General features: G+C 55.4%; 25 protein-coding genes and 1 tRNA gene. 8 read left to right on the top strand and 18 right to left on the bottom strand.

All coding sequences use genetic code 11. From position 1 onward, the window contains the following. Positions 1-21: 21 nt before the first annotated feature. From accB to purH, 6 genes are all read left to right on the top strand, one after another. Positions 22-489, top strand: coding sequence for an acetyl-CoA carboxylase biotin carboxyl carrier protein (gene accB, locus ACWI0H_RS09910; protein ID WP_485876041.1), 468 nt, complete (start codon positions 22-24; stop codon positions 487-489). A gap of 31 nt (positions 490-520) precedes the next feature. After that, positions 521-1861, top strand: a complete 1341-nt coding sequence (gene accC / locus ACWI0H_RS09905; RefSeq protein ID WP_008956427.1) for an acetyl-CoA carboxylase biotin carboxylase subunit — start codon at positions 521-523, stop codon at positions 1859-1861. 142 nt (positions 1862-2003) lie between these two features. Beyond that, complete coding sequence (gene prmA, locus ACWI0H_RS09900; protein WP_336274588.1) at positions 2004-2918, top strand: 50S ribosomal protein L11 methyltransferase; 915 nt, start codon at positions 2004-2006, stop codon at positions 2916-2918. A gap of 99 nt (positions 2919-3017) precedes the next feature. Beyond that, a complete protein-coding gene (dusB, locus tag ACWI0H_RS09895; RefSeq protein ID WP_336274589.1) occupies positions 3018-4070 on the top strand; it encodes a tRNA dihydrouridine synthase DusB in 1053 nt (350 codons plus the stop codon). Further along, entirely contained in the window at positions 4067-4423 is a 357-nt protein-coding gene (gene fis, locus ACWI0H_RS09890) for a DNA-binding transcriptional regulator Fis (RefSeq protein ID WP_336274590.1), read from the top strand. Before dusB ends, fis begins: the two co-directional genes overlap by 4 nt. 50 nt (positions 4424-4473) lie before the next feature. Further along, on the top strand, positions 4474-6090 hold the full coding sequence (gene purH / locus ACWI0H_RS09885) for a bifunctional phosphoribosylaminoimidazolecarboxamide formyltransferase/IMP cyclohydrolase (protein WP_336274591.1): 1617 nt from the start codon (positions 4474-4476) through the stop codon (positions 6088-6090). A gap of 125 nt (positions 6091-6215) precedes the next feature. On the opposite strand, the gene ACWI0H_RS09880 is transcribed toward purH, so the two are convergent. Together ACWI0H_RS09880 and folE are read right to left on the bottom strand one after the other, a co-directional pair. Beyond that, the gene (locus tag ACWI0H_RS09880) at positions 6216-7673 is read right to left on the bottom strand and encodes an NAD-dependent succinate-semialdehyde dehydrogenase (RefSeq protein ID WP_035558642.1); all 1458 of its coding nucleotides are present in this window, start codon (positions 7671-7673) and stop codon (positions 6216-6218) included. A gap of 119 nt (positions 7674-7792) precedes the next feature. Beyond that, the gene (gene folE, locus ACWI0H_RS09875; protein ID WP_485876040.1) at positions 7793-8344 is read right to left on the bottom strand and encodes a GTP cyclohydrolase I FolE; all 552 of its coding nucleotides are present in this window, start codon (positions 8342-8344) and stop codon (positions 7793-7795) included. 349 nt (positions 8345-8693) lie between these two features. Here folE and ACWI0H_RS09870 point away from each other — a divergent pair, with 349 nt between their 5' ends. After that, on the top strand, positions 8694-9257 hold the full coding sequence (locus ACWI0H_RS09870; RefSeq protein ID WP_485876039.1) for a hypothetical protein: 564 nt from the start codon (positions 8694-8696) through the stop codon (positions 9255-9257). Positions 9258-9267: 10 nt separating this feature from the next. Here the strand turns inward: ACWI0H_RS09870 and ACWI0H_RS09865 are convergent, their stop codons facing one another. After that, the gene (locus tag ACWI0H_RS09865; protein WP_485876038.1) at positions 9268-10242 is read right to left on the bottom strand and encodes a serine/threonine protein kinase; all 975 of its coding nucleotides are present in this window, start codon (positions 10240-10242) and stop codon (positions 9268-9270) included. Between the two features lie 54 nt (positions 10243-10296). Beyond that, positions 10297-11001 (bottom strand): ComFC family protein, encoded by a 705-nt coding sequence (locus tag ACWI0H_RS09860; RefSeq protein ID WP_485876037.1) that lies wholly within the window; start codon positions 10999-11001, stop codon positions 10297-10299. 80 nt (positions 11002-11081) lie between these two features. Between ACWI0H_RS09860 and ACWI0H_RS09855 the strand changes: the two genes are divergently transcribed. After that, positions 11082-11166, top strand: a tRNA-Leu gene (locus ACWI0H_RS09855). Positions 11167-11706: 540 nt separating this feature from the next. Here the strand turns inward: ACWI0H_RS09855 and ACWI0H_RS09850 are convergent. The 14 genes from ACWI0H_RS09850 to ACWI0H_RS09785 all read right to left on the bottom strand — a co-directional run bounded on the left by ACWI0H_RS09850 (position 11707) and on the right by ACWI0H_RS09785 (position 25813). Beyond that, positions 11707-13164, bottom strand: coding sequence for an HlyD family secretion protein (locus tag ACWI0H_RS09850; RefSeq protein ID WP_485876036.1), 1458 nt, complete (start codon positions 13162-13164; stop codon positions 11707-11709). Between the two features lie 10 nt (positions 13165-13174). Continuing rightward, positions 13175-14146 (bottom strand): hypothetical protein, encoded by a 972-nt coding sequence (locus tag ACWI0H_RS09845; RefSeq protein WP_485876035.1) that lies wholly within the window; start codon positions 14144-14146, stop codon positions 13175-13177. A gap of 1 nt (position 14147) precedes the next feature. Then, positions 14148-15554 (bottom strand): hypothetical protein, encoded by a 1407-nt coding sequence (locus tag ACWI0H_RS09840; RefSeq protein ID WP_485876034.1) that lies wholly within the window; start codon positions 15552-15554, stop codon positions 14148-14150. Between the two features lie 2 nt (positions 15555-15556). Further along, entirely contained in the window at positions 15557-15901 is a 345-nt protein-coding gene (locus tag ACWI0H_RS09835) for a hypothetical protein (RefSeq protein WP_485876033.1), read from the bottom strand. Positions 15902-15944: 43 nt separating this feature from the next. Further along, entirely contained in the window at positions 15945-18767 is a 2823-nt protein-coding gene (locus ACWI0H_RS09830; RefSeq protein ID WP_485876032.1) for a phage tail tape measure protein, read from the bottom strand. 81 nt (positions 18768-18848) lie between these two features. Then, positions 18849-19643 (bottom strand): DUF4124 domain-containing protein, encoded by a 795-nt coding sequence (locus ACWI0H_RS09825; RefSeq protein ID WP_485876031.1) that lies wholly within the window; start codon positions 19641-19643, stop codon positions 18849-18851. 148 nt (positions 19644-19791) lie between these two features. Next, complete coding sequence (locus ACWI0H_RS09820; protein WP_485876030.1) at positions 19792-20289, bottom strand: hypothetical protein; 498 nt, start codon at positions 20287-20289, stop codon at positions 19792-19794. Between the two features lie 51 nt (positions 20290-20340). Next, on the bottom strand, positions 20341-21330 hold the full coding sequence (locus ACWI0H_RS09815) for a hypothetical protein (RefSeq protein ID WP_485876029.1): 990 nt from the start codon (positions 21328-21330) through the stop codon (positions 20341-20343). Between the two features lie 80 nt (positions 21331-21410). Beyond that, positions 21411-21938, bottom strand: coding sequence for a hypothetical protein (locus ACWI0H_RS09810; RefSeq protein ID WP_485876028.1), 528 nt, complete (start codon positions 21936-21938; stop codon positions 21411-21413). Next, positions 21919-22983 carry a reverse transcriptase/maturase family protein gene (locus ACWI0H_RS09805; RefSeq protein WP_485876027.1) on the bottom strand — a complete coding sequence of 355 codons (1065 nt, stop codon included), beginning with the start codon at positions 22981-22983 and terminating at the stop codon, positions 21919-21921. Before ACWI0H_RS09805 ends, ACWI0H_RS09810 begins: the two co-directional genes overlap by 20 nt. A gap of 295 nt (positions 22984-23278) precedes the next feature. After that, positions 23279-23689 (bottom strand): hypothetical protein, encoded by a 411-nt coding sequence (locus ACWI0H_RS09800; RefSeq protein WP_485876026.1) that lies wholly within the window; start codon positions 23687-23689, stop codon positions 23279-23281. A 49-nt stretch (positions 23690-23738) separates the two neighbouring features. Next, positions 23739-25055: a hypothetical protein gene (locus ACWI0H_RS09795; RefSeq protein WP_485876025.1), complete on the bottom strand. Its 1317-nt coding sequence runs from the start codon at positions 25053-25055 to the stop codon at positions 23739-23741. Continuing rightward, positions 25052-25375, bottom strand: coding sequence for a hypothetical protein (locus ACWI0H_RS09790; RefSeq protein ID WP_485876024.1), 324 nt, complete (start codon positions 25373-25375; stop codon positions 25052-25054). Before ACWI0H_RS09790 ends, ACWI0H_RS09795 begins: the two co-directional genes overlap by 4 nt. 24 nt (positions 25376-25399) lie before the next feature. Beyond that, positions 25400-25813 carry a hypothetical protein gene (locus ACWI0H_RS09785; protein WP_485876023.1) on the bottom strand — a complete coding sequence of 138 codons (414 nt, stop codon included), beginning with the start codon at positions 25811-25813 and terminating at the stop codon, positions 25400-25402. Position 25814: the final 1 nt, after the last annotated feature.

Raw genomic sequence — 25814 nt, 5'->3', positions numbered from 1 at the left:
TGACATTGATGGGGCTATGCCATGGATATCCGCAAAGTTAAGAAACTGATCGAGCTGCTCGAAGAGTCCAATATTAGCGAGATTGAAATTCAGGAAGGCGAAGAGTCCGTTCGTATCAGCCGCCACCCTAATGGCGCCTCGTGGCAGCCACAGCCCATGCCGCAATACGCACAACAGCAGCCAGGCTATGCAGCAGCTCCCGCTCTTACATCAGCACCGGCTGCTGAAGCTGAGCCTCAAGGCACAAGCTACCGTGGTGAAGCAGTTAACTCCCCGATGGTAGGCACCTTCTATCGCAGCCCCGCGCCGGGCGCCAAGTCGTTTGTAGAAGTCGGTGATAGCGTCAAGCAAGGCGATACCATTTGTATTATTGAAGCCATGAAAATGATGAACCAGATTGAAGCTGACCGCGACGGCGTGGTGGAAGCCATCCTGGTAGAAGATGGTGAGCCGGTCGAATTCGATCAACCCATGATCGTCATCGCTTAATCCTTCATTTTCAACACGGGTGGACTCTCCCATGCTGGACAAGGTACTTATCGCCAACCGCGGCGAGATTGCCCTCCGTATCCTACGGGCCTGTAAAGAACTGGGCATTAAAACCGTTGCGGTACATTCCAAAGCTGATCGTGAACTCATGCATGTTCGCCTGGCGGATGAAGCCGTGTGTATTGGACCGGCATCGTCAGCGCAGTCTTACTTAAATATTCCGGCCCTGATCAGTGCGGCCGAAGTCACTGACTCGACCGCTATTCACCCCGGTTACGGCTTTTTGTCTGAAAACGCCAACTTTGCCGAACAGGTTGAGCGCTCGGGATTTACCTTTATTGGCCCCCGCGCAGAGACGATTCGCCTGATGGGCGATAAAGTCAGTGCTATCCAGTCGATGAAAGAAGCGGGCGTTCCCACGGTGCCAGGCTCAGACGGCCCCTTGGGTGACGATGATGCGACCAATTTAGCCACTGCGCGTCGCATCGGCTACCCGGTCATCATCAAGGCAGCCTCCGGTGGCGGTGGTCGCGGCATGCGTGTGGTACACACCGAAGGCCACCTGCTTTCGGCAATCACCGTTACTCGCACTGAAGCCCACGCCGCCTTTGGTGATGGCACGGTTTATATGGAGAAATTCCTCGAAAAACCGCGCCACGTCGAAGTTCAGGTGCTTGCGGATGGTCAGGGCAACGCGATTCATCTTTATGACCGCGACTGCTCACTCCAACGCCGTCACCAGAAAGTGCTTGAAGAAGCGCCTGCACCAGGTCTTGATCCGGAAGCTCGCGCCCAAGTGCTAGAAGCGTGTCGCCAAGCATGTATTAAGATCAATTACCGTGGCGCAGGCACCTTTGAATTCTTGTACGAAGACGGCGAGTATTTCTTCATCGAGATGAATACCCGCGTTCAGGTAGAGCACCCTGTTACCGAGATGGTCACCGGCGTCGATATCGTTAAAGAGCAGCTGCGCATTGCCTCGGGTCTGCCGCTGTCGATTCGCCAGGAAGATGTAAAGCTCAACGGTCACTCCTTCGAGTGCCGGATTAACGCTGAAGACTCGCGCACCTTTATGCCCTCCCCTGGCAAGGTAACGCTGTTTCACGCGCCGGGTGGCCTGGGTGTCCGTATGGACTCCCACCTCTACACCGGCTACACCGTGCCGCCTCACTATGACTCACTGATCGGCAAACTGATCACCTGGGGCGCCGACCGCGAAATAGCGCTGACGCGCATGCGCAATGCTCTCGACGAGCTATTGGTGGAAGGTATTAAAACCAATATCGATCTACAAAAAGATTTGGTTCGCGATAGCTACTTCCGTCAAGGTGGTGTCAACATTCACTACCTGGAAAAGAAGCTCAGCAGCTAATCGCGCTGCAAACGCTTTCCAGCGCTAAGAGTGATGCCCAGCGGGGTGGCCATGTCCACCCCGTCTCTGTCTTTAACGTCTTTGTTTTTACTGAATCTGTCTTGACTGTATTTGTCTTTAATTCGCCCTGCGGAGACTCTCCATGCCCTGGCTCCAACTCAAAGCCCATGTCGCCCCTGAACAAGCAGAGTTTCTCGAAGAACTGCTGCTTGGTGAAGGCGCGACAGCGATTGGCCTTCAGGATGCCCACGATGATCCGGTATTTGAGCCAGAACGTGGCACCACACCGCTCTGGGAAGACACCATTCTAACCGGCCTTTACGATGACCTAGAGGGCGTCGAAAGCATGTTGGAACGTATTGAGGCGGCATGGTCCGAACAGATGCCTGAGGAGCCCTGCCCCGCCATCGAATATGAGCTACTGGCTGACCGGGACTGGGAGCGGGAATGGATGGATGACTTCACACCGCTGCAGATGGGCCAGCGGCTGTGGATCGTACCAAGCTGGCACGAACCGCCCCATGCCGACGCCGTTAATTTGATTCTCGACCCCGGCCTGGCATTTGGTACGGGCACGCACCCGACCACCGCGCTGTGCTTGGAGTGGTTGGATGAACTGGCCGTGGCTGGGCACTTAGCACAGCAGACCGTGTTGGATGTGGGCTGCGGCTCCGGCATTCTTGCTATCGCCGCGCTCAAGCTGGGCGCTAGCCATGCTGATGCTACCGATATTGATCCGCAGGCACTCCAAGCCAGCCGCGACAACGCCGAGCGTAACGGTATTGCCGAGCCGGACTTAACTCTCTACTACCCTGAGCAGTTAAGCGATGGCGGCGGCTATCCTGTTGTGACCGCCAATATTTTAGCGGGCCCGCTAGTCGAGCTTGCTTCAATGATTGCCGGGCACGTGGCCCCTGGCGGCCGCATTGCACTATCCGGCATCTTGGCGAACCAGGCAAATGAGGTTTATGAAGCCTATGCCGCACAGGGAATCACCATGGAAGAGCCAGTGATTCGCGAAGGCTGGGTGCGACTTAACGGCCAGCGTCCGCGTTAAAGCGGCAAACGGCCTTCACCCCATCACCGAGTAGGCGTATCATACGCCCCCTTGAATCGCCTACTCGCCGCTAGCCCAGCACACATAAAGCCTAACGCCATGACTGTAGCCAATGCACTAGCCACCGATGAGCCCGTCACCATTGGGACGTATGCATTACCCAACCGGGTAATTCTCGCGCCCATGGCCGGCGTCACCGACCGGCCTTTTCGCCAGCTGTGTCGGCGGCTGGGGGCTGGCTGGGTGGTGGGTGAAATGGTGACGTCAGACCCCAGCTTATGGCACACGCGTAAATCGCAGCTACGGATGGACCATCGCGGAGAGCCCGACCCGCGCGTGGTACAAATCGCCGGTGGCGATGCTGAAATGCTGGCGCAGGCGGCGCGGCTAAATGCAGAGTTGGGGGCGCAGATCATCGATATCAACATGGGCTGCCCCGCGAAAAAAGTCTGCAACAAAGCCGCTGGGTCGGCGCTACTTCGCGATGAAGCCTTGGTTGCCGAGATTCTTGACGCAGTAGTTTCAGCGGTCGACATTCCAGTAACGCTGAAAATTCGCACCGGCTGGTGTGCCGAATCAAACAATGCCCTGCGAATTGCCCGCTTAGCTGAGTCAGCAGGCATTCAATCACTCGCCGTACATGGCCGTCACCGCCAGCAGCGCTATACTGGACAGGCAGAGTACGACACGATTGCTGAGATAAAATCTCACCTCTCGATACCGGTGATAGCCAACGGCGACATAACAAGCCCGGAAAAAGCCGCCGAGGTACTCGCTTATACCGGCGCTGATGCAGTAATGGTAGGCCGTGGTGCTCAGGGCAACCCGTGGATATTTCAACAGATTAACCACTATCTTCAGCATGGGGAACGGTTGGCGCTACCCACCCTTGTGGAGCGCCAGCACGTGCTACACGGGCATGTCGAGGCGTTACATGAGTTTTATGGCACGACCATGGGGGTGCGTATCGCACGCAAACATGTCGGCTGGTACCTCAGCGACGACCCACGCTTTACGCAGCCTCAGCAGCGCGCGCTTAAGCAGCAGTTCAATGCGTTAGCGTCACCTGAAACGCAATTTGATTGGATCAACGACGTGATGGCCCCCGGTGCTGCCATACGTTTGCTAGCCAAAGGAAGCCATGCTGCATGACCGAACGCGATCTTCTCTCTAGCGACACCTATTCTTCTAGCGACACCCGTTCCAGCGAGAGCTACTCCCATTTAACGGGCACGCTTGCGGACCCGGCTGCTAGCTCACCGCCACAGCCACTTAGAGAGGCTGTTGAAACGGCAATGCGCCGCTACTTTGAACACTTAGACGGCAGCCAAGCCAGCGACCTTTACGCCATGGTGATGGCCGAAGTAGAGGCGCCGTTACTCGCCTGCGTGTTGGAGCACACCGACGGCAACCAGACCCGTGCCGCGGATGTACTCGGTTTGAACCGCGGCACCCTGCGTAAAAAACTCAAGCAATACGGACTTATCGAAGGTGACGCCCCATAACTCTGGGGCGTTATTATTTTCTATTCTCGACTCTGCATACGAGCATTCTCATGGCTGATAATCCTCTCATGGCTGATAGTTCTTCATTGACTGACAGTAGCGCCACCACCGTCCGCCGCGCTCTTTTGAGCGTTTCTGATAAAACCGGTATTGTAGAATTTGCCCGCGGCCTGACGGAGCACGGTGTTGAACTGCTCTCCACTGGCGGCACCTTCCGCCTGCTGCAGGAAAATGCTATTGCAGTGAAAGAAGTGTCTGAACACACCGGCTTCCCCGAAATTATGGATGGCCGGGTAAAAACGCTGCATCCGAAAATTCACGGCGGCATCCTGGCGCGCCGTGGTCAGGATGATGCGGTTATGGCCGAGAACGACATCACCCCGATCGACATGGTGGTTGTCAATCTCTACCCATTTGCCGCGACGGTAGCCAAGCCTGATTGCACGCTGGAAGATGCGATTGAAAATATCGATATCGGCGGCCCAACCATGGTACGCGCCTGCGCTAAAAACCACGCCTACACCACTATCGTGGTCAATAGCAGTGACTACGCGCGGGTACTTGGTGAGTTGGCCGCCCAGGATGGCCAGGTGAGTCGCGCCACGCGTTTTGATTTAGCAGTAAAAGCGTTTGAACACACCGCTGGCTACGACGGCGCGATTGCTGACTACCTGGGTCGCCAAGTGAATGCTAGCGATAAGACCTTCCCACGCACTTTTAACCTGCAGCTAACGAAAAAGCAGGACATGCGCTACGGCGAAAACCCGCATCAGCAGGCAGCCTTTTACGTTGACCCCCAGGCGAGCGAGCCCAGTGTCGCTACTGCCAAAATGCTCCAAGGCAAGCCGCTTTCGTATAACAATGTCGCCGATACTGACGCTGCGTTTGAGTGTGTAAAAGCCTTTAACGAGACAGCCTGCGTGATTGTTAAACACGCCAACCCCTGCGGCGTCGCCATTGGCGCAACCGCCTTAGCCGCTTACGACAAAGCCTTTGCCACTGATCCTACCAGTGCGTTTGGCGGCATTATCGCTTTCAATACACCGCTAGACGCCGAAACAGCCCAGGCGATCATTGATCGCCAGTTTGTCGAGGTAATTATTGCCCCAGGGGTCAGCGATGAAGCCGCTGCCATCGTGGCGAATAAGCAAAACGTACGCTTGCTGGACGTCAGCGCTCACTGGCCCGGCGAGCAGCAGCCTGCGCTGGACTTTAAGCGTGTCAACGGCGGGTTACTGGTGCAGGAACGTGACGACGGAATGGTCACCCGTGACAACCTGACAGTGGTCAGCCAGCGCGCCCCTAGCGAACAGGAGCTGCGTGATCTGGCCTTTGCCTGGCGAGTGGCCAAGTTCGTCAAATCCAACGCCATTGTGTATGCCAAAGAGGGCCAAACCGTGGGCGTTGGCGCAGGCCAAATGAGCCGCGTTTACTCGGCTAAAATTGCCGGCATTAAGGCCGCCGACGAAGGTCTTTCGGTGCCCGGATCAGTGATGGCGTCTGATGCCTTCTTCCCGTTCCGCGATGGCATTGATGCCGCGGCAGCCGCAGGCATTACCGCCGTGATTCAACCGGGGGGTTCCATGCGCGACCAGGAAGTGATCGACGCCGCCAACGAAGCAGGCATTGCCATGGTGTTTACCGGCATGCGCCACTTCCGCCACTAAGAGTAGCCACGACGTTTAGCCACACTATCGGCATCAAACTGATACCGTAAAAACTAGCCCCCATCAGCAGCGCGCTGATGAGGGCTTTTTTCACCCAGTCTTACTTAAAAAAGAACACTTAGGGCTCAGCCAAGATCAATACATAGATACTTGGTTTCAAGGTACTCTTCCAAGCCCTGATGGCCGCCTTCACGGCCTAAGCCTGAGGCTTTGACACCCCCAAACGGCGCAGCAGCGTTAGAAATGGCGCCGGTATTAATCCCGACCATACCGTACTCAAGTGCTTCGGCGACGCGCCATACGCGGGAGAGATCACGCGAATAGAAGTAAGAAGCCAAGCCATACTGGGTATCGTTGGCCATTTCAATCGCGGTCTCTTCATCGTCAAACGGGAAGACAGCCGCGAGCGGACCGAAGGTCTCTTCGTGGGCCACTTTCATCTTGTCGGTCGCAAAACTGATCAGCGTCGGCGTAAAGAAGTTACCGCCCAACGGGTGCGGATGCCCGCCCAACAACAGCTCTGCACCATTATCGATGGCGTCCTGCACATGCTCACTGACTTTTTTAACCGCATTGCCATCAATGAGCGGACCGATATTAATATTCGGCTTAGTGCCATCGCCGACATGCAGCTCGCTGTTCATGGCAACCGCTAACTTTTCGCAAAAGGCGTTAATCACGCTGGACTGAACCAGGAAGCGATTAGTGCAAACACAGGTTTGCCCAGCGTTACGGAATTTAGCGGCCATAGCGCCTTCTACGGCGGCATCTAAATCGGCATCTTCAAACACGATAAACGGCGCATTGCCGCCCAGCTCAAGCGAGATCTTCTGAACGTGCTCTGCCGCTTGCGCCATCAGCTTGCGACCTACTTCGGTCGAGCCAGTGAAGGTAATCTTGCGCACTTTGGGCGACTGGGTCATGGCTTGGGCAATATCGCTGGCACTACCGGGCACCACGTTGAACACACCGCGGGGAATACCGGCACGCTCGGCCAATAGCGCAAGCGCAGTGGCTGAAAAAGGCGTCTGACTCGCAGGCTTCACCACTATTGTGCAGCCAGCAGCTAACGCAGCACCGGCTTTACGGGTAATCATCGCCGCGGGGAAATTCCAGGGGGTAATCGCGCCCACCACCCCTACCGGCTGTTTGGTAACCACAATACGCTGATTGGCTTTTGCCGCCGGAATCGTTTCGCCATAAACACGCCGCGCTTCTTCGGCAAACCAGCGTAGAAAACTGGCCGCATAGGCAATTTCACCCGCCGCTTCTTTGAGCGGCTTACCCTGCTCGTAGGTCATCAGCATAGCGAGATCCTGCTGATGCTCCATCATTAGATCGTGCCACTTCATCAGCAGGTCAGCACGCTCCTGAGCGGTAAGGGCACGCCACGCTGGTAGTGCAGCATCCGCTGCGTCTATCGCTCGCTCAGTCTCAACCTTTCCCAAGCGGGGAATATCGCCAATCGCTTCGCCGGTTGCCGGGTTCAATACGGTGATCTGCTCGCCGCTATCCGCCGCGACCCAACTACCGTCTATATAGGCAAAGGGGCAATACAGCTGTGTTTCTTTAAGCGCTTCCATGACAGGCTCCTGACCAAAATGATGGCCTTATAGGCTCATTAACCTCTTCATGCTAAGACGAAACACCCCTTTAGACCAAGTTTACAGCGTGCTTTACTTGCTAATTACCGACAGTTAAATCAGTTAATCAGCATTAAAAACTCTTGCCGGGTCGCCTGGTTACTACGAAAACCACCCAGCATTACCGATGATGTCATACTGGAATTTTGCTTCTCTACGCCACGCATCATCATGCAGAGGTGACGCGCCTCAATGACCACAGCAACGCCCGTTGCCTGAGTCACTTCCTGAACGGCATCTGCAATCTCACGGGTTAAGTTCTCTTGAATCTGCATGCGGCGCGCAAACATATCGACAATACGTGCAAACTTAGACAATCCTAATACTTTGCCGTTGGGCAGATAGGCAATGTGGCATTTACCGATAAATGGCAGCAGGTGGTGCTCACACATTGAGTAGAGCTCAATGTCTTTCACCAACACCATTTCATCCGTTTGCGATTCAAACACTGCGCCATTAATAATCTCGTCCAATGACTGAGTGTAGCCTGCATTCAAAAACTGCATAGCCTTGGCCGCACGCTTTGGCGTGTCTCGCAACCCTTCCCGGTTAGGATCTTCACCAAGGGCTGAAATTATCTTGCGGTAGTGCTCGGCGATATCATCGGACATAGTTAGCCTCTTCAAAAACTGTCTCAAAACTGTTTCAAAAACGTGCGCAATCGCGTCCAAACGGCCACGTGGGTCATTACCCTTTGCGCATGGAAAAAGTAAAAACTATCGCTAGAGAGATGATAACCATCATCTTCCTCTACCCATGTTATACAAAAAGTATACTTTTCATAAAAACCGCACAATAAAAATTAATTATTTTCATTATTTTACCGCATCTCGCCTGCCAATGGCCTCTCTAGCTGCGGCAGAGCGCCGCGGTGCTCACTTTGCAACCTAGAGGCCTGTGCTATGATAAATCATCATTATTGATTGCCTTTATTTCAGGCACCACCATTGAGAGTTTGCCATGTTATTTAAGCCAACACCCTTTTGGTTAACCGCCGTTGCGGCCCCCTTTTTTTTCGCTACGCCACTAACGTCTGTCGCCGAAGAAGCCACCCTTTCACTACCTAATGAAGCGACTGTTGGCGTTGAGGTTGTTGAAGAGCTTACTTTTGAGTCAAACCAAGCACGTCTTAACGATATTTTGCTGCACCCCACTCAAGCTGAGAGGGCATCGCACTCGCTGCCTGAATATTGCGTCATCGTGGGCAATGCCCAATTAGTCGATGAGCGCATTCGTGTTACCACGAAAGAGGCCACCTGCATTGAAACACACGATGCGGACAGTGATATTTTTACGGGTGAATTCAGCGCCAGCGCGTATGCCGAAGATGGTCAGTACGGCATCGCGTGCGAAGGCACTCCGTGCACGCTTTCTCCTGGTCAAACATTCGTTCTTACACTGGATGAATCCCTCGAGATTAAAGAGCAGGACAACCCCTCTGAAGAATTGAACGAACAACGCCGCCAAGTTGAAGGAGAAGGCATCGCTAACCCTGTGCCCCGTGAAGAAGCCGTGCCAGACTAATCCTCGCTTTTTACGCCAGCCAGCGTGGATGATCTAACTGCAGGCACTGCTGCTCTAATTGGCGGATATGCTGATCCCAATAGCCACTATCCGCCAACCAGGGAAAAGCACGGGGAAACGCAGGATCATCCCAGCGTGAGACCAGCCACGCTGAGTGCCTAATTAAACGATAACTTCTCAGTGGCTCTATCAACGCCAACTGATCAGTAGGAAATGAGCAGGTTTCCTCATACCCTTCGGTAATTTCACTTAGATATGATCGCCATCCCTGGGGGTCATCCGTGGGCAGTAGCATCCAGATATCCTGCATAGCAGGCGCCATGATGCAGTCGTCAAAATCAACTAGCGTAAAGTCCTCATCACGCCCCAGCACATTGCCCAAATGGCAATCACCATGGCAGCGAATCATGCTGCTGGCGGGCACCGTATGTTTTACAAGCTGCTGATGCACCTTCTCAATTACATTATCGTAGGCCCGGCGCTGATGACGGTTCATCCAATTAGTGGCCTGCACTCGCTGCTGAGCATCTAAAATACCACTCGCCATTTCTAGCCGAGGCCGGTGCTGAAAGGTTTTTTTGACCGACTCTTTATGCAACCGCCCTAACGCCTCCCCCATGGCAAATAAGTGCGATGGATTATCTAACTCGGGCGCCTGGCCTGGGCAGTGGGGAAAGAGCGCAAATCGATACGCTTTAAAATAGTGTAACGAGACATTGTCCTTATCACGCCAAGGCGCAACGACTGGCACTTGCTGATGTGCGAGCTCTTGTAAAAAATCGTGCTCTTCCTGAATCGCCGCGTCTGACCAACGGTCGGGCCGATAAAATTTAACAATCCAGTTTTTGCCGTCGTCATCGCGAAACATGAGCACACGGTTTTCATAGCTATTCAGTGCGAAAGGCTCACCGGCGGGCCAAACATCAAGCGACTCTATTGCAGACATCACTAGGTCGGGCGAAAGAGAGCTAAACGGGTGTGACATCGGTCACTCCTGGGTTGGCAAAAAGGCTTTTAAATAAGCTAAAGCGCTATTCTATCAATCCTTGCCCAAGGATGTCCGCGCGGTCGCCCAAATATCGACACGTTCTGCGCCCGCCTCTAGCGCCGCGCGCGCCAGTGCGTGACCCGTTGAGCCTGTGGTGACAACATCATCTATGATCAACACATGCGCTGGTGGCGTCGTTTCAAACACAAAGGCGCCCACCAAATTAGCAGCCCGTTGACGACGGTTTAACGTCCGCTGGGAGGGGGAATCCTTCACTCGCTTGGCAGACACTAATGGTATATCAAGATGGCGACTGAGCCTCTCGGCTAACCACTGCGATTGATTAAATCCTCGTGTACGAGCATGCGCTGGGTGCATAGGTACCGACAACAGTGCGTCTGCTTGGGTAGGCGGCGGCGTTAATACCATTAACTCCGCTAACAACGTGCCCGCCCGCGGGGAGGCGTGAAATTTAAAATCATGTACCAGCGCTTTAATAGGTCCCTGATATAAAAGCCCCGCCTGGGTGGTCGAAAATGCCGGTGGGTCAATCAAACAGTGACCACACAAGCTCGCCCCATGGGAAACAGGGTCACCGCACTGTCGACAGGCATTTAGGTTCCACGGCAGCCCGACTAAACAGACGGTGCACCACCCCCGCCCCGCCAAGGCGGGGGCCAAACAAAAGGCGCAATAGCCAGGCATGGCCTGCTTTAGCCAATGGCCGCCACGCTGTAGCCATTGTTTTACATTCATGCCTTCTCCCCAATAGAGATATTAATATTAAACTCATGGTTGACTTCTATCACGAAGTTGATAATATACGCCTCGTCTTAGCGGATGTGGTGGAATTGGTAGACACGCTAGATTTAGGTTCTAGTGCCGTAAGGTGTGGGAGTTCGAGTCTCCCCATCCGCACCAATTACTAGTTAGTTTTCAAGAAGTTAGTTTCACCCCCCTCCCCTTATTTAGTCACATGTAGGCTGTTTTGGGCATAGCATGGTCAGTTTTTCAGTCAGCATATCAGGCACCCAAGAGGTGCTTTTTTCGTTTTTAATGCTTGGCGGGCGCCCTTGAGAGAGAGCATGGCAAAGCTGCGCTTGAGCTAGCCGATAGGCTGGACTCAACCATCAAGCTGTATTAGTAGTTAGTAAACTGGCGAACTGAATGCAGAAAGAGAATGCCGCAGAGAGGGAAAGGTTAAGCCATCCGTGGCCACCTTGATCTTGCCCTTTCTAAACTGCCTATCCGTGGCGTGACGCGTTCGTCATGCTATATAAGCGTCGGCCCTGGCGTCACACTTCTAGAGTAGCAGTTTACTGGTGTGGGATATGTAAGAAATCGGATACAGGGTTTGTAAGCCTGCTCTTACGCCTAGTTTGATCATTTCGGCGGCATTATCAAAAACCGCAGTGCTAAGGCGGGCCGCCGCAAATGGCCAACATCCAAAATTACTCAACATCACTCGGGCCACTCCGCGCTACTAGAACATCGTTTTTCCAACCGCAAATTCACAAATCCCGATTCTTGGATGTACCACAGACCTTTCCCTTTTTGCTGTGCGTAATCCCAACCAGACTCCCCCTCATAGCCCACATAAACAAACTCCTCTTCATTAAAATATTGAGGTATAGCCCTGCCGGCACTATCTATGGGGCCAGTATCAAACACACTCCCATAATCAGTATGATTAGTGGGGTATTCACCAGGGGGTATAAAGTGAAAGATTAGGTAAAAAGTACCGCCTGCGTATTCGGGAATAGCGGGTATGCTGATATTACCCACAAGCTCACCTTCGTCCAGAGTTGAACTCTCCCCGAAAAAAAGGTGTGACACAAGTTCCTCTTCTACTAACACAATTTCATCCGGCAACCCAGACAGCCGCAAAACACCCTCGGCATCCCGAGTCACACCCCCTTCATATAGCGTATTTTCGTTATTGCTTCCTTCGGTAACTCGCCATTGCACACTTTCAGTACCGTTGACCTCGTAGTTTAAGAAATCCTCCTTTATCCTCCACGTATCAGTGGATGGTGCCGTTGCTAAAATCTCCGGATTACAACACCCCTTGGGGGCCGCCTCAAACCCCACGACTGTCGGCCCGCTAACATTCCCCGCGAACGCCACCAGCACCTTATCGCCTTCCTCGAAAGCGCCACCATTACAGTCCATATAGAGAATTGGCACGCTGCTGTAGCTCGACTGCGCATTAACGCCCAGCCCCTGCTGGCTACTGCTGGCCGCGTCCAGGCTGATCGAGCAAGTGTTACCGCTCAGGATGGTGATGGCTGCGATGCGAAAGGTTGGCCGCCATTTCTGCCAGCCGGGCATCATCGCCAGATTGTAAAACACACCTGCCGGAGTGCCCGCCAATGCTGGTTGAATGGCACCATCTTCCGCCGCGCTCCAGGCGTTACCTTCAAAGCCAGGCTTGATGATCACATTGCCAATTTCACCGGGAATTTCGGCTGTGGCCACTTCCCCGTTCAAATCTTCCGTTAAATCAGCGCACCAGGCTTGCATTTGGCGCAATGGCGGCAGCGCATCCACGCTAGCGATTAGTGCTTGATCTGACGTAATCATCACTTGTTTCACCTGTTGCTCTCCTGCGAGCGAATCGCGCCTGGTGGCAGCATCAAGAATGGCCTGGGCATAGCTGGCAAGGTCGATGTTCGATGTGCCACCGCCCTGCACTTGCTGCTGGTACAGATTGATGGCGTCGTTTTGCTCTGCAACGGCTGTATCTACATCATTTTGCGCGGCGCTGATTTCTGATTCCAGCTCGGTGATTCTGGCCTGGTTGCGATTAATGCGGCCCTGAGCCTGCTGCTTTGCGGCCTCAGCTCGTTCGCGCGATTCGATGATTTCGATAATATACTGGCCTTCGCCCAGCGCCTCAATGATGCGTGCTTTGCCCACGATACATTCCTTATGCTGGCACGATGCTGATTTGCTGGATGTATGCCTTGTCATCAAGCTCGCTAACGCTGCCGTCTTTGCGGTAAATAAACTGCACGGTGTCGCTGGGTCCAGCTTCAAAGGTTGTGCTAAGCCATGACGCGGATTTGTCGCCGCTATCGCTGAATACCTGCTCGCCGTTAACCTCGATCACGAAGTAGTCATAGTTGCCTTCTGAACTGACTTTGTAGCTCACGGTTATACTAGCCACGTAGGGCACGGATAGCGTCATCACGCTCTCTTGATCATCCGTGATTTTGGCGCTGCTAATTTGCGTACCATCAGGTGCAACGACCCAATCGCCGCCGAGGTATTGCACCCAGTCGGTCGTATCGAAGGCGATCGTGATGGCCTTCGGCACATAAAGCTCGGTCACTTCCATCGCCGCGCTCGTCGCATTGACGAAATATTGAATTTTATCGACACGAAACACGCTGCCATCGGTATCTACCGCGTAGTGATTTGGGCGCAACAGCTGGTCAATTTCCGAGCGGATGCGGCGCAACCCCTGATTAACCGATCGCGTCTGCACGCCTTTGAGCTTGCGCTGGCTTAACGTATCGCTTTTGTATTGCCCATACCCTGAGATGGTGATGGTGTGGCGCGTGGCACCCTCGTCACTGCGAATCTGCTCAAGCGGTGCCTCAGCGATTGTCGCCAGACCGCTAAACGCATCGGGCTGTGGATAGTAGTAGCCGAGATGCACTTGCATTGGCTGGCCATTATTCAGCAGGCTGATGTACTCGCTGCCATTGGGAATGATGGCTTGCAGAAACGACGCGCCCGAGCGTTGCATCGTAGCCTGGAATGACGACATAGGCACGCGCTGGCCACCCACATCGAGCAGGTAGACTTCCATACGCTCGGCAACATCAAATGCCTCGCCGCCAGTCGGCTGCGGCGCATTGAGCGCGAGTGCGTTAATCGGCGACGCATTGAGCATATTAAATCTCCATCACGTAGCCGCGCACGACGATTTTGGCTTTTAACGTGCCAGTGCCTGCGGTCACGACAGACACGCGCAAGGCGGTGATGCCGTCTGTTACTAGCGGGGCGTGCGTTTCGCGCCCGCCTACAGCGGTTTTGCCGACTGGCGTAGCGGAGAGGTAGGCGGCGGGTGTTGCGTCACTGGGGCCGATCTGGATTTCAGGAGCGCCGCTCGGACTTGCCGATTCCATGATGACAATATCAAGCGAATCAGGTAGGAGGATTGTATTTGCTGGAAGGTCGAGGGTGGTCGCAGCCGCGGTGCTAGTAAGATCAATGGCGTCGGTGGCAAAGACAACCTGACTGGCCGTGCGGCGTGCCAGGGGAAGCTGGGTCGCCAATACCTCGCTAGAAAGCCCTGAGTTGGTGTTTTCGATCTCGTTGTCGTCGGGAGCGAATGATAGATATGGCACGCCGTTAATGCGGAAGCCGGAGTCAACAGAAACCCTGGCCCCTGGGCCTATCGCAACACCATTCGGCGCGGTCGGATTGACGTAGGTGTGAGCCCCCACCGCCACGCCGTTTTCCGCCTGAATTGTTGCGCTAGTACCTACTGCTACAGCTCTATCTGCATATAGCTCGTCACTGCCTACCAGTGCCCAGAAACCTATCGCGGTGGACTTCTCACCATAAACATCCCAGTTAGTGTTTACCGCTGTGCTTCTATAGCCATATGCGCTACATCCCATTCCTAGTGCGACAGCCGAGACGTTATCCGCCTTCGAGTATGGGCCTAGCGCGACAGCCGAGACGTTCAGCGCCTTGCTGCCGGTGCCTATCGCCACCGCGCTGTTTCCGTAAGCATAAGCACCAAATTGATTGTTCGTGGCTGCCTCCGTATCAGGCAATGTCTCGTCTGTCGCCGGCCCAATAGCGATGGCTCTTTCGCCATTAGCTAGTGTACCCGCGCCGATGGCGATTGACCTGACTAGCAGCGTTCTGGCGTTGCGCCCGACTGCAAAGCTGTGCGCCATGGCGGCTGACGCATCCGCAGTGAGTGCGTACGAGTTATCTCCCGACGCGCTGCCCGCGCCTTTTATGTGCATGCGATAACTCTCGCCCATAACCCCTGCCGTTAGCCTCGCCTCTACCCCATCACCTGCGCTGAACGCCTGCGCTGCACTACCCTCCTGCGCGCGCGTCACCGTCACCAATGGCGCGGCTGTGGCGGTGGCATAGACCACTTCGCGCTTGATCTCGTTTCCGCTATCGTCGGTCGTGAATAGCGTCAGCACCACGGCATCGGCGTCTTGCAGCGCAGTGGCAATGAGGTCGGCCCCTGCACTTAGCTCAATCGAGGTATCAGTGTCAGCTACCGGTGCCGCAATCTGCGTGGCAAAGTTATTCAGAAATCCAAAGCGCATAGTTACGCCTCCTCGGTAATTAAAATGGTCAGCTCTTGGCGGCGCTCAACGTATTCGCTGGGCACGCCCACAAAGCAGCCGTCGGGGATCGATAGGGTGACGATGGCATGCAGGCGCACCATGCGGCGGGCGCGATCGACAACGTCGCGGGGCAGGCCTGCAAACGACAGCACTACGGTGCGGTCGCCGGGGCTGTGCCCTCGGTTTGTGACGGCAACACCACCATCTAGTGTGCTCACACGGCTAACCCGGCGGTTTACGTCGCCTAGCGTGGTGCCGTCGCGGTGCGGCAACAGCATCGCGCCAAGCGGGTCGTAGCTCCGCGCGGCTAATCCAATTAGGTGCATAGGGTTCTCGCCAGAAGGGCTTGGGGGTTTTAGCTAGGAAGGCTTAAAGGCCAAGCAGGAATTCAGCGCCCTCGGCATTGGCGCGCATCTGAATTTTTTCCAGCACCTGCCACATGATCATCTCCAGGGCGGGCTCCAGGCCATCGCTTGAAATCTTGATCAAGCCGTCACCGGATTGCAGCGCCTGGGTGCGGGCTCGCAATTGTTCCACCTGCGCAGCAATCAATTTTTCCTGCTGGTCAGCGGCTTGCTGCTGAATTTCTAGCTGCTGCTCAATGGCATCACGGGCTGCCCAGCGATCGCCGAAACTCAGATCGCCACTACCCAAGGTGTCAAACATGCTGGCGGCGGCTTCAGCGGTGCTGGAAATAGTGGCGCTGGTGGCATTAAGGATCGCCTCTACTTTCTGGGCATCCGTTTCCATCTTTGCGATTTTGAAGTCAACCGCGAACTCCATGTTCTTAATGCGCTCATCGCTGGCTAGCTGTTGCAGCGCAAGCGTTTGATCAAGCACTGCCTGGCGTGCTTTAAGTATCGCGTCTTCGCTGCTCAGCACTTCGCCAGTTAGCGCCTGCTGACCTTGAGCGGCGGCGTCGCTGCCCTCCTTTAGCTCCAGCAGCGCGCCTGTGAGGCTTCGATACTGTTGCTCATTAATGTCGCCATTATTGAAGGCGTCCTGCACGCCGCTCAGCGCGGCGCGGATCTCTTCGCTGGTAGCAACAATGGAGGCTCCACCGCTGCTGAGAGCAGAAGCGGCTTCGGAGAGCGTGCCGGGTAGCCCTACAATCTGATCCACCAGCGGGCTATCGATTGCAGACAGACCAGTGCGCAGCTGATCGCCAGCGCTGGCCACACCTAGCGCGGCGTCAATAGCCGCATCACTGATACGCTTAACGTCCTCTGCACTTTGGCCGCCGATACTCCCCGCGGCACTGGCTACCTCAACGGCGGCGGCTACCGCCGCGTCAGAAAGCTGGGTAAAGTCGGCTGACGCTTCATCACCCCAGCCGAAGTAGTCGGAAAGACCAACGTAGCCTTCCGCTAGCTTCTGCAGGCTGAACAGACCAGCTTCATTGGCAACCTTTTGAGCGCCGGTTGTTTTATCCAGCTCTGCCTTTAGCTCGTCGGAAAAGTTGAACTTGAATTCGCCAAACTCGTCGAGCGTACCCTTTAGCTGTGTTAGCGCTTCGTAAGCTAGGAACGCCGCGCCTGCTGGCCCCGCTATCTTGCCCAGGCTAGTAACCAGCCCACCGACTGCCCTAGCGACCACTGGCAGCACACCGCTAGATCCACCTAGCGCTTGGAGTATTGTTACTAGGCCCCCGAGCCCGGCCAGAATGCCGGATGCCGCAATGGAGATGCCACCGATCGCGCCGCCTAGCGCTACCATTTCAGGATTAAGCTTGGCGACCCACTGAGCCAGGTCGGCCAACGTTTCCATGAAAGGGATCAGCTGCTCAAGCGCGCCGGCGGTGAACTCGCCTAGCAGGTTAACGCCGCTGCCTAGTGTTTGAATAACGCTTACCAGCCCCTCGGTCGTGCCGATGTCAGCATTATCAAACAAACCCGCCACCGCATCGCGCACTGCCTCAAAGCCACCTACAAAGCCGGACAGGTCTGCGGCTTCAAGCGCCTCAGGCAAGTTGGTCGCGACGTTGGAGAGCGCTTCTTCAAGCGAGCCCGTTACGCCTTCGATCAACCCAACAAACTCATCAAGCTGGCCGCCGGTAACGCTTGCGCCAATGGCGTTAAAAATCTCGGCGATCGCCTCTTGAATGCCGCCGAATTCATCCAGCAGTGGGTCTCCAACGCCTACCATCATTGCCGTAAATGCGTTGGCGATACGCTGGTTGCCCTGCTCTACCGTGCCCGCCATTTTTTCAAACGCGGCTTCAGTCGCGCGCGCGCTATCGCTCATCGCCACAATGTTGCTAGCAAACGATTCAGCCCCTAGGCCGGTCAGTGTTAGCACGCCGTTAAGCGCCTCGACGCTGCCGAAGAGCTTGGCCATCTGCTCAACGTTTCCGCCAGTTGCATCAAACACATCTTCCAAGACGCCCTGAAAGCCTTTGCTTTCAAGCGCGGAGGCGTTGAATTCAATGCCGAGCTCTTCGGCTAATGTTGCCGCTTCACTGGTGGGCTTTAGTAGCGTAGAGATAGCGCCGCGTATTTGGGTAATGGCTTCACTCGTGCCAGAGCCGGTCGCCGTCAGCGTGGCAACGCCCGCCAGCAGTTCGCCAAAGCTAACGCCAGCGGTGGCTGCTAGGCCGGTGACGTTAGCGAGTGACCCGCCCAGCTCAGGTAGCGTGGTTTGGCCATTTTTGACAGTGGTGAAAAGCTGGTCACTGAAGGTGGATGCACTGCCCATCCCTTCGCCGTAGGCGTTAAGTGACGACACCAGCACCGTCAGCGTGTCGCCAAGATCCGCCTTGCCGGCAATGGATAGTTGCTCTGCTATATTCACCGCTTCTAGCGAGTCGGTGTAGTCCACCCCTGCCGAAATGGCGCTATATACCGCACTGTTCACATCTTGGATGGAGTTAGTGCTTTGGCTGCCATAGGCCAGAACCGCCTCACGGAACTCATCAAGGCTGCCCGTTGGTGCTTCAACCAAGGTGCTGATTTCGCGGAATTGACTGTCAAAATCCCCAGCGAGCTTTACTGCCAACCCGGTTGCTGCAACGCCCCCTGCCAATAGCGCGGCTTCAAATTTCAAGATACCCACGGTGGCATTGGCAATGGGATCAACCACTCCTTGCGCAGAACCGATAATGCTGTTGAGGCGCTTAGACGCGCTGTCCACGCCAGCGCCCATCTGATCGACGCCCTCAAAAATAATGGCGACTGTTTGTTCCAGATCGGCCATAAGCCACCTCTAAACGTCAGGCAATAAAAAACCCGCCTTAGCGGGTTTAATTGCTTAAATAATATTTAAATTAAGTTTATATCAACTCGGGAATGTCAGTGCTGTACCGGATATATCTTCCTTTATTTCTACACACCTCAGTAGCTCCTCATAAGATCCTGAAGAGTCAATAACTGATTCAATACTGCATGTCTGCTTAATAATAAAAGGCAGCTGTTCAAATTGACCATTTAAGGCAGCGAGCGAATTAAGCTGCGCATCCACGCATTGCTCACGGATTTGCTCACGATCAGCACCAAGGCTTTCAATATCCTTTGAATGCCCATCACAATACTGAGCAATATCGTATTTTGGCAATGCGCTAAAGTTATTTGATAAGGCGGCAGCCCTCGATACTTTCTCGCTCTCGGCAAGCGCATTATTCCAATCTATTAGGGGCAGCGATTCATCTTGCCCGATTATTGCTAAATAGCTTATCCAGCCAAAATCGCGTTGCCCGCCAATCTGCCTAAATGCATGGAACCAGGCAGTGCTGCCTACCCTGTCCATTTCAGTAATGAAAATTGTTGTGCCCGGCTGAAGACTCGGGGCATTTAAAGCTGTGTCGATTTTTCCGTCATTGTTATCCAAAAACGGCGTGGGCGCTGATAGGCGAAACTGAGCAAGAGCCTCTATTTTAGGAGACGGGCCATTTGTCGAAGCAGGAATAGCCCTGCCCCCGCGGATGCTAAGCCGCATTCCCTCTACCCCAGCGGGACACAAAGTATCCTGATACGTCACATGCTCAGCACCGTTGGTGCATTTGTATATCTGCCCCTGTGCTGCCAGAGGAAGTGCCAGCGCTGCAAGTAAAGCAGCTGTCTTTGCGCCCCACATACCACTCTCCAAGCCGATGCCTCACTTAACCTAGCACACTATTTGTTCTTGCGCTGCTCGTAATACAGCCCCCACAGGTCGCACTCCAGGTCAGTCAGCATTGCTAGCGGGAATAGGTCGGGCCTAACGCGGAACAGGAATTCGCCCTTCAGGTCGCAGAGCTGGAGGGCGACTTGGATGCTGGGCTGCCTGAAGAGCGCTTCGGCTTTCCCGGCTCGCTGCCCAGGCCGGTCAGCGTGGTGATCTTATTCGTGAGGTCATAAAACTCAACCGGAAATGCCTCAGCGAGTTTGACGGCTACCTGGTGAGAGCATTCCGGCGTGACACTGGCAATGGTTAGCATCTCGATACGGCGGGCTAAATCATCGGGCACGCTACTGCCGGTGCCGATCAGCTCTCTAATCGCGTCTGTGACGTGCGCGGCTTTCTCAGAACTGAGCGCATCGATCACGGCATTTTTATTACGGTTGCGGGCCTGGGCTTCGTTAACCCGGGCCAGCTCTTCACCTGCCAGCCCGCGTACCCGCCACACAGGCGTTTCGTTTTCTTTGGTGCCTTTGAACCAGTCCCGCAAATCCGGTACCGGCACATCTTCTTCACGGCGCTTAAACGATGCGCTGGCGAACTTATTAGCGTCAAACTCCATGCGGCTCTCCCTTTTGTCAGCTGGGCCCCGGCGTACCGGGGCGGCGTAGCGTTATTCGAAGTCCTGGGTTTCTTGCTCGGCAGAGACGGTGCAGGCGATGTTGACGTGATCGCCGGCGGGATAAGTTCGACCGATGCCTAAGATCCCTTGCGTCAGCGAATGCGGCGAACGGTTGCGATCCTGGTACCAGCGGAACCACAGGCGCTGGTTTTTAAGGCGCACCAGCGGGTCATTGGCATTGCCTTCGCCGTAATAAGTAAACGAGGCTTGCCCTAGCGATCGGGATACGCTGCCTAGCGTGCCGTTGTAAATCTCGGTGGAGTTCACAGAGTGCGATGTTTCCGCCGGCACCCAGTCGCTTGAGCGGGGAATCTCAGCGAAGATGGGCGTGTAACCACGCACACTGACTTTCTTGGTAACGCTGTCGGTGTGAATCTTGGGCAGCTCAGACGCGAAATGCACCTCGCCTACTGTCGGGTCGGTTTCAAAGACCGGGCTGTCGTAGCGCTCCTGGTGCAGCCCTACCACCTGGAAGATCTCAGGGTCGGAAACCGGGGCCGCATCTGCGCTGGCTAGGCGCGCCTGGCCAACCTCGATACTATCCACCGGGATAAACGGCGGGCCGCCCGCTTCACCGCGTTGCTCAGTAAAGGCGCTACCTTCAGTGCCTGCCACCGCCAACAGCGTGCCGCTAGCATCCACGGTAATGCTGGTAATCATGTGGGTAGCCGTGGCTGCGCGCTCAACCGATACATCGCCGCTGGCAACATTGACCAGGCCGTCTGACTGAGCGCCTGCCGCGGTGGGCATATACGCTGTAAGCGCCGATACGGTGACGTTGTCGTTACCGCTGCCGGCACGCAATTGCCCGCCGGTAGCCAAGCCCCACGGGCGCACATCGGCATCAAAGCCCGCACGGGCGCTCCAGGGGGCGAACGTAGCTTCAAACACCACGGTATCGCCGGTATCGCTCATGTGTTCCCAGTCGTTAAATGATTGACCGGATTCATACTCTAATTTGGGGTTATCGGTGATCGCCATGCGGCTCTCCTGTCGTTCATTAACCCGGCGAGCGGGCATAAAAAGGCCCGCGCGGTGGCGGGCCTCGTGTTGCTTAGCGCTTAGTTAAATACGTTGGCACGCGAAGGCAGATACTCATTGCCCACGATCTGGTTAATCCGATTGGTGCGGGACAGCGTCTTCTCCAGCATGTCGTCGGTGCCTTCCAGGTCGCCGCGCAACTGTAACGCGCCGCTATCAATCGCACTCAGTACGTTTTCCACGCGCGCCAGGTAGGTCGTTTTAGCGCCGTCGCTCATCACGGTCCCGCCAAGGTATTCCGCCGATAGGTGGCAAAGCATCACGGTGAGCGCTTCGATCTGTTTGGCTTGATCTGCCACGACCTCATGCAGGTCACCCACCTCAGCTTCGATCTTTCGCCGTGTCGATGCCTTTAGGTTGCGGATTGCGGGCAGCTCAAGGTTGGCGGCAGCCAATTCATCGACGGTAGGCGCGCGCCCTTTCGTCGGGATGGTATCGGCCTTATACCAACGCACCCCCGCCGCATGGCCGAGCGATTGGGCGCCCTCTGGCTCAGACGGGCGCTCGTCGACTTCGGCATCAACAGGCTCAATCACAAATAGCGACATGATGCTGCTCCCACGGGGTGTCGTAAATAACCGAGCGCACAAAGCCCTCAGCGTTGGCGTGGCTGGCATGAGCCAACCAGGAATTTAGCTGTAACTGCACGTCTCGCATGGCGATTTCGCCGTTAGCGTACTCTCGGCGCAGGCGGCGGACGCGGCGCTTGAAGCGCTTCATGCTGCCTTTTCTCAGGCGGCGCTTGTGCGGCCACATGTGATAACCAACAAAATCCAGGCCACGGCCATGCGTTGGGCTAACGGGAAAAACGTTGGTCTTGTGATTGGTTTCAAGTTCTAGGTGTTCGGCAAGCCACCACTCAAGATGGATGCGTAATTTCTGTAAGTGGCGCTTATCAGGGCCGACAATCAGCCAGTCATCCATGTAGCGGATATACCAGCGCTCGCATAACCGACACTTCACATACTGATCCAGCGCGTCCAGCACGATATTGGCGAGCAATTGGCAGATCAGGCTGCCGATAGCAATGCCGTAGCCTGGCTTTCCGGGCTCGTGGTAGCTGCCGATAATGTCATCAAGAATCGCTAGCGTAAGCGGGCACTTGATGACGCGACGCAGCAGGCGCTTAGCTACCGCGTGGGGAATGCTGGCAAAGTATTTGCGGATGTCTGCTTTAAGCACGTAGATGTGCCCGTGCTCCTGCAAGCATTCGCGCAGCATTTGCTGCGCCCTATCTGCGCAGGCGTGCGTCCCCTTACCGGTTCGGCAAGCGTAGCTATCACTAATGAAGCGGCGCTCAAACAGGGGTTCGATCACTGCATATATCGCGTGCTGTACAATGCGGTCTTCAAAGTTTCTGAGCGCGGCAATGCGCCGGGTTTTGGGCTCATGCACTAAGAAATGCCGATACCCACCGACACGGTAAAGACCATGGTGTAGGCGGTTGAGAATATCAACCAGGTGCTCTTCTTCGCGCTGCGAGAAACGCAACACGCTGCCGCGGGTTCGTCTGCCCTTCTTGGCCTTCAGGACTGCGGCTTCCAGTGCATCGTAATTCGCAAACTCAAGGAATAAACCTCCATGACGTTTCATTGTCTGTTATCTCCGTAAGGCGGCATGGCAACAGGCCTCCCGCTAGGTACTACGCGCTGCCAGCCTGATTCTTTTTCGGCATCCATGCCGTGGAATGTGCATCCGTTTTAGGCGCTATCCTCTGTCCATATAGGATCTGAGGAATGGCCCTAAAGCGCGAGAGACGAAGCCCGATGTTCGTATTCGCATTCGTGCGCGCATTGTTGAGATTGAGCGCACCAAGCCCGGCATTCGCCGCATTGTTGCGATTGCCACCACGGATCGGGATCCGCTACCAAGTTCAACGCACAGCCCGTTAAGAAAAATCATAAGGTGCCAGGGTTTCAGAAATGGCGGCTTCTTCTTTTGCGCCAGTAGGCGAATGGCTCTTGATCCATGCCATCCACCCATTCAGAAGGCTGCCGATTTCCCACATCATCTTTGCGAGCTGTTGATGATGCTTGTGCTGCAGATAGCCACGGCGTCGGGCCATTCTGAATGCCGAGCGAATCTTGCCGAGCGCCACGTCAATATCCCGTGCGCCGGTCTTCTTGAAGTAGCGGTGGTTGGTTTCAATCACCTTTTCAAGAAGAAACCACAGCTGTCGCTCGGTGGATTCTCCAATAATCCGCTTGGCCTTTGCGGGGTACTGAGGCAGCGCAACCGAAAAGAAATAACACGCCATTTCCTCTATTTTGAGCTTTAGCTCAAGGTCTTTCTGTTGCATCCCTGACACCTTTCCAAACTCCTACCGCCGCTACCGCGGCTAGACCAGATTAAATTAAACGCGAGAGACGAAGCCCGAGGGGCGTATTCGCATTCGTGCGCGCATGGATGAGAGCGAGCGCACCAAGCCCGGCATACGCCGCATTGCCGCGAGTGCCACCACGGATCGGGAAGCGTTCGCCGCTCAGGTTCGTGTAAAGATAACCCTCAGGATCGGCGATGCCATTAGGCACGATAAGGGCTCTTTTTACCGACTCCGGCGCGCCCGTGTTATCAACACTGGCCCACGTTTGATTGCCCGGCATATCCCAGCCCGTATCTACCCAGGCGCTTTCTGCTAATGTCGGGTCGTTATCGGGTGCCAGAAGAATGCGGCCATCCACCATCTTGAACCCACGCACCCATTCCCAGCGGTTGCCCACCAGGTCAGCGATGCCGTTGGCTGCATTGTTGTGGCTCCACGAATTCGGACCGGTACCCAACAGTGTGTACTCCTCGCCACTGCCATCGCCGTCATAAACGCCGCGTTCATGCGGGTGGCTGTGTGACTGCCCATAATCGGTGTTGCCACGTGGCTGAAAGCCGTTCGCCATGCACCACAGGGCCACGGCTGACCATTCCCAGTTGCCAAACAACTGAAAGCCGCTGGCTTGCGCTGCCGCAACCGACTGATCCCAGTCAATGGATCGGCGGCCAACCGTGCGAGGCTGGCTAACCATTTCGCCATTCAGTTCAGCGGCCATGTACATGCCCACCAGCAGCTCGCTTTTCTCGACACCATTTTCAATAAACGCTTCATGCGTGCCAGTGCCTAGCTCTTGGCCTGGCATCAGGTCTTCCCATGTCGTCTTGGGCAGCACGAACATGTGGCAGGCTTGGCCGTTGGTCGTGCGCTCAATAGTGCAGGCGCCGCCGGTAGCGGCTTCTAGGGCTTCACGCTCTTTGTCGCGCGACCAGACAGTGAGGCGTGAAGCATTGTAATACTGGTCGTGCGGGTCGGTTTTGGCTTCGTGAGCAGCGACAGCATTGGCGGCTTCGCTTGCGCCGGTGCCAGCAGGATCGAAGTCACCAACATCAGACAGCGCAGCACTACCTAGCTCATCAATCGTTAGTGTTGTTTTTGCCCACACTGCCGCGCCAATGTCGGCGCCGATGCAGCGGTATACTTCTTGTTGAGCCGTATTAAACCAAATACTGCGCGGCTCATAACCTGCATTAGCATCGTCGGTAACAGCGGGCGCGGCGGTGGCAGTGAGGTTGTTCTTAACACGCCGCTCATACTGTGGATGCGGATCCGCTTTAGCCACATGTTGCGCGACCTTCACGGACGCTGCCTGTGCACCCTGCTCTGATTGCCAAATGCTCACAACGCCACCTCCCACGTGCTAGCACCAATGCTTACCAGCCGTAGCGCAGTGACTGCGCCCACAGCAGAATCGCCGGTAGCGTCGGAAACATCACCCGCGGGCCACGGCAACCATGTGCCAGCCCCATCTATCACGGCGGCGTAGTCACTGAGCGTGTATTCCACGCGGGCCGATGCGCCGGGCGTGACCACAATCGCCACCGGACGATCAACGGCGGGCACCATTAGCGGATTGCTGGTGTCGTCAGTCACTGTTTCAATGTGAAACCAGCGAACATCTGTGCGGCTGGGCAGGCGCTCGCTGCGCATCTCTTGGTACATGGGGAAGTCCTCTTATTGAAGCGCCTACTGCGTGTAAGGGTCGCCAATGCGGTGCGACCAGCGCACCGTCAGCACCAGATCGACGCCGATAATGTCGCTGCCTTCTTCGGGGTAGTAGATAGTCCCGCCTGCGTAGGCGACATCTTCCGCTAACCCGCCTAAGGCGCGGTCGGTACCGGTGGCCGTAGCGATCAGTTCCGCCAGAATCAAGTTCGCTTGGGTGCTCCACTGGCGGTGGTCGCGGTCGGCTTGGTGGATGGTTTCGACGGTTATATCCGTGGTGACATCCATGCCGCCGTAGCGATTGCGCTCAACGTTGCCGTCACTGCCATCCCAGATGCTGCGGGCTGGCAACGTGTCGATAATGGTGTTGGCACGCTCAGCCGTCATCCGTGCAGCCAGAGCCGCGATGATCTGTTCTCGAATGGGTAGGGTCATA

Source organism: Halomonas sp. NYA30, from assembly GCF_976980765.1.
The sequence above is the reverse complement of the archived record's forward strand: the minus strand, read 5'-3'. Positions and strand labels throughout refer to the sequence as shown.